Below are 7,986 nucleotides of genomic sequence, written 5' to 3'. Positions count from 1 at the left end.
GGCGCCGGGCTTCGCCACCGCCACCGAAGCCTTCGCCGCCCTGAACGCCGGCGCGCGCCACCTCAAGCTGTTTCCCGCAGCCACCTATGGACCCGGCCATCTGCGCCAGCTCGCCGCGGTGCTGCCGGAGGAGGCCCGCGTGTGGGCCGTGGGCGGGGTCGGCGCCGGAGATCTCACCGCCTGGCGCGCGGCCGGCGCCACGGCGTTCGGCATCGGTTCGGAGGTCTATCGACCCGGTCAGGCGGCCTCTGAGACAGGGGTGCGCGCCGCGGCGCTTGTCGCTGCCTGCGTCGGACTTTCGCCGCCGCATTAACCCGGTTGAAGGCCGTCCACGTCTCTTGTCGCTGTCAACAGGGGACGACGGGATGACGGCACCGGACGCAGGTCAGGCCATCGACGGCCGACGGGTTTTGGGACTGGGCCTGCTGGCGCTCGCCGCCTTCGCGCTCGCCTATATCTGCATCGACTTCACGCGCGATGTCGGCCGCGTGGCGGCTGTCTGGCCGGTCAACGCCCTGGCGGTCGCCCTCTTGGTTCGTCGAGACCGCGGTTCCGGACTGCCCGAGGCGCTGGCAGTGACGCTGGCCTGCCTCGCGGCCAATCTGGTGCACGGCGACGCGCCCGGCCTGGCGACCGCGCTGGCGGTCTGCAACGGCGCTGAGATCCTGGTTTGCGTCCACCTCACGCGTCGTTGGCTGGGCGGCCGCGCCGCAAACCTCAAAACCCTGCGGGACCTGCGTGTCTTCTATGCCGCCACCCTTATGGCGGTCCTGGCCTCGACGTCAGGCGCCGCGCCGGCGCTTGCGCTCACCGGCCATGGCGAGATGTGGGCCAACGCATTGGCCTGGTTTCCGGTCGACGCCCTTGGCCTGCTGATCGTCACGCCCGCCCTTGCGATCCTGCTGGCAGAGGGTCGCGGCCTGTTCACCCGGACAACGCTGGCGAAAGCGATCATGCCCTCCGTCGTTCTGGCGGCGACCCTGGCCGGCGTCTTTGGCACCTCGGGTTATCCGCTTCTATTTCTTTGCATCCCGGTGCTTCTGGCCTTCGCATTCCTTCTCGGCGCAAACAGCGCGGCAGCCGCCTTGCTTGTCACCGCTGTCGTAGCCGTGGTGGCGACCTTGAGCGGTTATGGTCCGCTTGCAATGGTCGAGGGCGGCCTGATCGTCCGGCTGGCGCTGTTGCAGGCCTTTCTGGCCACCGCCACCCTGGTCACCCTGCCCGTGGCCGCCGTGCTCGCCAACCGGCGTCGGCTGACCGAAGAACTCGCCACCGCCTTGCGCCGGGTCGAGGCCGACGAGGAAAAACTGGCGCTGGCCAGCCAGATCGCATCGGTCGGCTACTGGCGGCGGGAGCTTCGAACCGGCCACGCGGAGTGGTCGGACCACGCCTACGCCATGCATGGGCTCGCGCCCGGGGCCGGCGTGCCGGATGCGATCGCCATGTATCACCGGGAAGACCAGCCGCTGATCCTGGCCGCGCTTGAACGGGCGGGTCGCGACGGCGAGCCGTTTGAGATGACCGCGCGTCTCCTGCGGCCGGACGAGAACGCAGAGCGCATCATGCGCTTCACCGGTCAGGCTGAGCGGGGTCCGGACGGCGGGATCCGCGCTCTGTTCGGCGTGATCCGCGACGTAACCGAAGAGCAGGCCGCCCTGCGCCGCATTGAAGAATCCGAGGCCGGCTATCGCCTCCTGGCCGAGTACGCCACCGACATCGTAATCAAGGTCGATGCCCAGGACCGCATCCTGTACGCTTCGCCGGCCGTCCGTCGCTACGGCTATGAGCCGGATAGCCTGATTGGCCGGGCGGGCTATGAACTTGTCCACCCGGACGACTTCAAGAAGTCGCGGGCGATAATCGACGAACTCCTCAAGGGGGCGCAGCCCGACGCAAAACGCGATCGGAGCTATCGCCTGCGCACCGCGGCAGGTGACTGGGCCTGGGTGGAAAGCAATCGCTCTGTGGTGCGGGATTCAGACGGCCGGCCGATCTATGTGATCAGCCTGCTTCGCGATGTCTCCGACCGGATCGCCAGCCAGAACGCCCTGGCCGAAAGCGAGGAACGCTACCGCACCGTCACCGAGCGGGTCAGCGACATGATCTCCCGAACCGGCGTCGACAGCCGCGTGACCTTCGTCTCGCCCTCGGTCCGCGAGGTGATGGGCTATGATCCGGAAGAGATCCAAGGCCAGAGCCTGCTCCGGTTCATGCATCCAGACGATGTGCCGCCGACCCTTGAACTCTACCGCAACCTGATCGCGGGCGAGCGCCCTGAGGGGCTCTCCCATCGCTACCGCGCCCGCCACAAGGACGGACGCTGGATCTGGCTCGAGGCGAATCCGACGCTGGTGCGCGACGACTCCGGCGCTGTGCTCGAGTTCATCGACGTGGCCCGTGACGTCAGCGCCCAAAAGGCGCTAGAGATCGAACTCCTGGCCGCGCGTGACGCCGCCGAGGCCGCCGCCGCCGTCAAGGGCGACTTCATGGCCAACATGAGCCACGAAATCCGGACCCCGCTCACCGCTATCCTGGGTTTCACCTCGTTGCTCGGGGCGCGGGACGACCTTCCGGACGGAGCGGACGAGCAGGTGCGAAGGATCGCCGGCGCCGGTCAGGCGTTGCTGGCGATCGTCAACGACGTGTTGGACTTCTCCAAGCTGGAGGCTGGCCAGATGCCGGTGTCGCCGCGACCGGTTTCGCCGGAAGAAGCGATTTCCGACGCCCTGGCCCTGTTCGAGCCCCAGGCCGCCGCCAAGGGGCTCAGGCTGGACCTCAACCTCACCGGCGAGCTCCCCGAAATGGTGGCGCTCGACCCGGATCGACTGCGTCAGGTCCTTCTCAACCTGATCGGCAACGCGGTGAAGTTCACTCAGACCGGCTCAGTTCGACTGGACGCCCGTTACATCGCCGCGGCGCAGGCGCTGCACATCGAGGTCCGGGATACCGGGCCCGGCATCGACGCGACGCAACAGGCCAAGCTGTTCCAGCGCTTCAGTCAGGTCGACGCGTCCACCACCCGCCGCCACGGCGGCACCGGTCTTGGCCTCGCGATCTGCCAGGGTCTCGTCACCGCCATGGGCGGTGAGATTGGCGTGGTGAGCGAACCGGGCAAGGGTTCCTGCTTCGCGTTCCACGTGGCGGCGCCGATTTGTGAGGCCGCCGCCGCGGTGGCCGCACCCGTGACGCTCGACGGACTGCGCGTCCTGGTCGCCGACGACAACCCGATGAATCGGGAGATCGTCACGTCGCTGCTCGCGCCCTTCGGGGTCGAGGTCACCCAGGCGTGCGACGGCGCCGAGGCCGTGGAAATCGCCCGAGCCCTGCCGTTCGACGTCTTGCTGCTCGATGTCCGCATGCCGGTGATGGATGGCCCGGAAGCGGCGTTGCGCCTCCGCGCCGAGCCCGGCCCCAACCAGCATGCTCCGATCCTGGCCTTCTCGGCCGACTTTGACGTCGAGCGCCTGGGCGAACAGGGCGGGCGAGGGTTCGATGGCCTGGTGCGCAAGCCGATCGAAGTGGCGGCGCTGATCGCCGCGCTGGACGCCGCCGTACGGGACGAGACTGTCCTGCCGGACCAGGCCCTGTCGAACTGAGCCCTCGTCAGGTCGGCGCCTCGAAGGGCGGGCCACAGACATTGCAGGTGGTCGGTGGACACGCCCGCAAGGACAGCGACGACCCAGACGCCAACCGCCGGTCCCAACGCCACACGACCTTTGACTTACCGGTCGGTAGGTTGCTTCACATCTCATTTCATTCGCGTCATGATCCGCCCAATAAATCTCGGGAGACCCTCATGGACGACCGCTCCAGGCGCGACATCGAACATGACTGTGAGCGGCTCTGCCACCGCTACAGCCATGTGATCGATTTCGGCGAGGCCGCCCGGGTCGCCGAACTGTTCCACGAGGGCGGGGTGTGGAAGACGCCGGAAGCCGAACATGTCGGACAGGCGGCGATCCTCAAGGCCTTCACGGCGCGCCAGGACAACACCCGCCGCATGTCGCGCCACGTCTGTTCCACCGTGGTGATCGACGTGATCGACGCCGACCACGCGCGCGGCGTGACCTACATCCAGCTCTATCGCCATGACGCCGAGCCGGGTCGCCGGGTCTCGCCTCTGGCCGACCAGCCGGTGGTCGTGGGCGAGTACCGGGACACATTCCTGCGCACGCCCGACGGCTGGCGCTTCGACCGCCGCGAGTTCCGCGCCGCATTCGTGCGTTAGGCGGCGGTCCCGAGCCAGGATCGGTCGCGGATCGAAGGTCGCCGGGCGAGGCGCGCCTCCAGCAGACTCCGGGCGGCCTTGAGTTGACCAGCCTTGATCTGCGCCAGCAACAGCGTGTCCTCGAACACCTCGCGCTGAGCGTGGCTGCCGCCGATGCGCTCCACCTCGCCCGCCATGGGCGCCAGCGCCCGGGCGCTGACCGCATACTCGCCCTGGGCGAAGGCCGAGACCCCGCTCCAGATAGCCTTCAGCGCCGGGCCGGCCGGATAGGTTCCATCCGCCATCCGCCCTGCCAGCTTCGCCAGCCGCGCGTCCATCATCGCTGCATCGCCGGTCGCCGCGGCGATGAGCGCCATGTGCGCCTCGACGAAGGCCAGACCCGGGCTCGGAAACGCGCGCGCGCCGAACTCCGAAAGTTCGTTCCACAGATGTTGCGGCGCTGCGTTCCCATAGGCCTCCAGCCGCCAAAGCAGCGCCGCGCCATCGGTCACCGTGTTGATCGGCAGAGCCTGGCTGACCGAGGGCCGGACGCCACCGAGATAGAGTTCGAGCGCGCGCGCCGCGTCGCCGGCTTCCAGCGCGGTCAGCGCCAGGTGCCACGTGATATGGCCATGCAGGATGCCGGCCCGGTCATAGTCCGGCAGCCAGCCGGTGATCAGCGCGTCGGCCTCGGCGCCGGATCCGTCCTCGAACAGCGCGTGCGCCATCGCGTGCAGCCCATGCGCGCTGGAAGGCTTCAGCGCGAAGCCTCGTTCGGTGATCGCCCGGCCATGCGCCAGGTTCAGGTTCTCGGTGTGCGCCCAGCCGAGATAGGTCAGGAACCACCAGTCCGCGCCATAGTGCGGCGCCATCCGCTCGCAGAGGTCCACGCCCGCCTGCGGATGACCGGTCATCCCGGAAAAGGCGAACAGGCCGAAGGCGCCCAGCGGCAACGACAGGATGAAGGCGTCGCGCGGCCACGACTCCACATGGGCCAGCACCTGCTCCAGCGCCGCGACAGGATTGCCGCGGATGGAACGCGCGAGCGCCTCGACATGGCTGCGTTCGCGCGCGGTCCCGTTCGCCTGAACCGCCGCCTCGGCCTCGCCGATCATCGTGCGCGCCTGCACATAGTCGGCCGAGATCAGCAGTGTGCGCGCCCGCGCCGCCCGGGCCAGCGCGAAGTCGGGGTCCAGCGCCAGCGCCTGGTCGAACGCCTCGGCCGCGCCCGGCCAGCCGGACAGGCTGAGATCGACACCATCCCGATAGTGCGCCGCCGCTGCGTCCGACGACGTCGAGAGCGGCAGACCGCCGCGATCCACCCGCGATGACATCCCACCCCCGGACTCAGCCAATGGCTCTGACTATGCGACAGCCGCCATGTGGTGTCGCCCCAATGTGGACGCCGATCAATCTAGCCGCTGTCCCGCAGGTCTAGCGGAGCGCCTCAGTCGACGTCGCCAGGATCGAGGAAATCGCTTCAGTGACGACCGCCCAATGCCCGCGAATGAGCGGCATGCGATCCTTGACCATCAGCAGGATCGCCGTCCGCTCCTTGACCACGACGACAGGCGAGGTTCCGAACGCGCCGCCGGACTGCACGTCGGTGCACGCGCCATCCGCCGCAATTTCGTTGCACCATGCGCCAAGTCCATAGCCCCGCTGGTCGCCGACGCTGGTTCCGGCGCCCAGCGTCGCGCGGCGTTCCGAATAGTCGCGGAACATCTCACGGATCGCCTTTTCCGACAGGATGGTTCGACCCCGGAACTGACCGCCTCCGGCCAGCATCTCCAGGAACCGCGCATAGTCGTTTGCAGTCGAGTATCCGCCCGCGGCGGCGATCGGATTGGACACCGAGCCGCGGTCCTCCCGCTTTCGCGCGAAGCCGATATGGGTGTTGGTCATGCCCAGCGGACCGGTGATCCGCGCCTCTAAGAGCTTCGCATAGGGGATGCCGGTGACCTTCTCGGCGGCGTAGGCGGCGACCTGCATCCCGGCCCCGCCATAGCGGAACTGGGCGCCTGGCGAGCCGACCGGCGGCCGGGCGAACGCGTCGCGCGCCGAGGCTTCGAGCGAGAGACTGCGCGGCTGTTCGGCGAGATGGCTCTGACTGAACCCCCCCGTATGGGAGAGCAATTGACGGAGCGTGGCCGATCCCATCGGACCACGGGCCCAGTCCAGGTAGGTCGAGATCGGCGCGTCGAGGTCGAGCTTGCCTTCGTCGACGACCGTCATGACCAGCGCGACATTCAGCCACTTGGTGGCGGAGGCGATGGGAATCTGCGTGTCCAGATCATAGAGCCCGTAGGCCTTCTGATGGACCACGCGGCCATCGCGGATCACCACCACACTGGCGCCCTCGAGAGGCAGGTCCCGCACCATGGCGGTGATGTAGGCGTCGACATCCGACCAGGCTGGCGACCCGGATGCGGTGTTCAACTTGGGCGCAGGCGGAGGAGCTTGGCGTTCAGGCAGACGCGGCGGCAGCAGGGACCCGAGAAGGCCCTGAAACTCCGCGGGCGACAGATCCCCAGACCCATCCTGGTCTGCGGCGCTAATCCAACGCGCCAGCATAGGCGGGGCTTCGGCTGCCGAGATCGCCCCGTTGCGATCTCGGTCGAGCGCCGCCTGGGCCGGGTTGAATCGCGGCTCAGCGAGGCTCGCACCTGGAAGCAGGCTCGCCAGCAGCGCTGCGGCAAGGGCGCGAGCCCGGCACGCTGACCGAATACCCGGCCTCACCCTAACGCCCGCGGGCTCGTCGCTTCACCGTGAGGCCCTACGCGACCTCAGCCCGCCCTCACCACTTGTACCGGACCTGCGCCCCGAACAGCCTCGGCTGGTTGAAGCGGCGCACCGTTTCGCTGCTGAAGAGGATGTATTCGTAGTCCGTTACGTTCGTCGCGTAGAGCGCGAGTTCGATCGAGTCGCTCTCGACGCCGACCCGGACATCCATGCTGTAGCTGTCACGCAGCTTGGGCGTCTGCTCGATCTCCTGAACGCCGCCTTTCTGGAAGGAATAGGTGAGGTTGCCGAAGCCCCGGAAGCCGGCCACCACCTCGCGGCGGTAGTCGATATTGAGCGATCCGTTCCACTCCGGCGTCTGGGGCGTCGCGGCGCCGCTAAACCGGCCGGCGACAACCTTGCCCTTCTGCCGCGCCCCATTCGCGTTGATGCGCAGGCGTCCACCGAACAGCTCCGTGCGATAGGCCGCATCGACCTCAACGCCGTTCACTTCGGCCTTTCCGCCGTTGATCAGGAAGCTGGTGGACGCCACGGGGCACGCAGGATTGGTGGCGAGACATCCATTGTCCTGCTGCACCAGGAAGTCGCGGATCACCGAATGATAAGCCGCCGCCGTCACGTAGATGTCAGGCGTGATGTTTCCCTTCGCGCCGACCTCATAGGTCGTGGCCTTCTCGTCGCCGAAGGAGGGCGGAATCGCAACCGGTTGGCGCGGATCGCCGGCATTGATGTTGAACCCGCCGGCGCGGACGCCTGTGCCGACCTTGGCGTACATCAGCCAGAGCGAAGTGGGCTTGTAGCTGCCCGTCAGGTTGAAGATCGCGGCGTCGGGCGAGGACTCCGCATTGGTGATCAGCCGGGCGCCGGTGGTCACCGGAAGATTGGTGACGCGATCAAATCGTTGCGTCTCGACTTCGCGCTTGTCCTTCGAATAGCGGCCCTCGACCTCCAGATCGAACTGCTCGTTCACCTTGTAGCCCAGCGACCCATAGACACCGGCCGACCGGATCGTGGCGAACGTCGGCGTGAAGGTGCCG

General features: G+C 67.9%; 5 protein-coding genes and 1 pseudogene. 3 read left to right on the top strand and 3 right to left on the bottom strand.

What is annotated here, in order from left to right; genetic code table 11:
• The 3 genes and pseudogenes from ACIQ3R_RS12155 to ACIQ3R_RS12145 all read left to right on the top strand — a co-directional run.
• Positions 1-313 (top strand): annotated as a pseudogene (locus ACIQ3R_RS12155) (2-dehydro-3-deoxy-6-phosphogalactonate aldolase); the annotation flags it as partial.
• Between the two features lie 52 nt (positions 314-365).
• Positions 366-3,596 carry a PAS domain S-box protein gene (locus tag ACIQ3R_RS12150; protein WP_397418843.1) on the top strand — a complete coding sequence of 1,077 codons (3,231 nt, stop codon included), beginning with the start codon at positions 366-368 and terminating at the stop codon, positions 3,594-3,596.
• 200 nt (positions 3,597-3,796) lie between these two features.
• Complete coding sequence (locus ACIQ3R_RS12145) at positions 3,797-4,228, top strand: nuclear transport factor 2 family protein (RefSeq protein WP_397418841.1); 432 nt, start codon at positions 3,797-3,799, stop codon at positions 4,226-4,228.
• Here the strand turns inward: ACIQ3R_RS12145 and ACIQ3R_RS12140 are convergent.
• From ACIQ3R_RS12140 to ACIQ3R_RS12130, 3 genes are all read right to left on the bottom strand, one after another.
• Positions 4,225-5,529 carry a tetratricopeptide repeat protein gene (locus ACIQ3R_RS12140; protein ID WP_397418839.1) on the bottom strand — a complete coding sequence of 435 codons (1,305 nt, stop codon included), beginning with the start codon at positions 5,527-5,529 and terminating at the stop codon, positions 4,225-4,227. The genes ACIQ3R_RS12145 and ACIQ3R_RS12140 overlap by 4 nt on opposite strands.
• Positions 5,530-5,641: 112 nt before the next feature.
• Positions 5,642-6,646, bottom strand: a complete 1,005-nt coding sequence (locus tag ACIQ3R_RS12135; RefSeq protein ID WP_397418837.1) for a serine hydrolase domain-containing protein — start codon at positions 6,644-6,646, stop codon at positions 5,642-5,644.
• A 358-nt stretch (positions 6,647-7,004) separates the two neighbouring features.
• Positions 7,005-7,986 (bottom strand): TonB-dependent receptor domain-containing protein (locus ACIQ3R_RS12130; protein ID WP_397418835.1); only part of this gene is annotated, 982 nt, incomplete at its 5' end.

It is taken from the genome of Phenylobacterium sp. (assembly GCF_044371015.1).
Taxonomy (GTDB): domain Bacteria; phylum Pseudomonadota; class Alphaproteobacteria; order Caulobacterales; family Caulobacteraceae; genus Phenylobacterium.
Note: the sequence above shows the minus strand (reverse complement) of the source record. Positions and strands in the feature narration are given on the sequence as shown.

Bases quoted from the DNA above. Each gene is read 5' to 3' on its own strand.
- ACIQ3R_RS12150 (WP_397418843.1), top strand. From the start codon at position 366: ATGACGGCACCGGACGCAGGTCAGGCCATCGACGGCCGACGGGTTTTG.
- ACIQ3R_RS12145 (WP_397418841.1), top strand. From the start codon at position 3,797: ATGGACGACCGCTCCAGGCGCGACATCGAACATGACTGTGAGCGGCTC.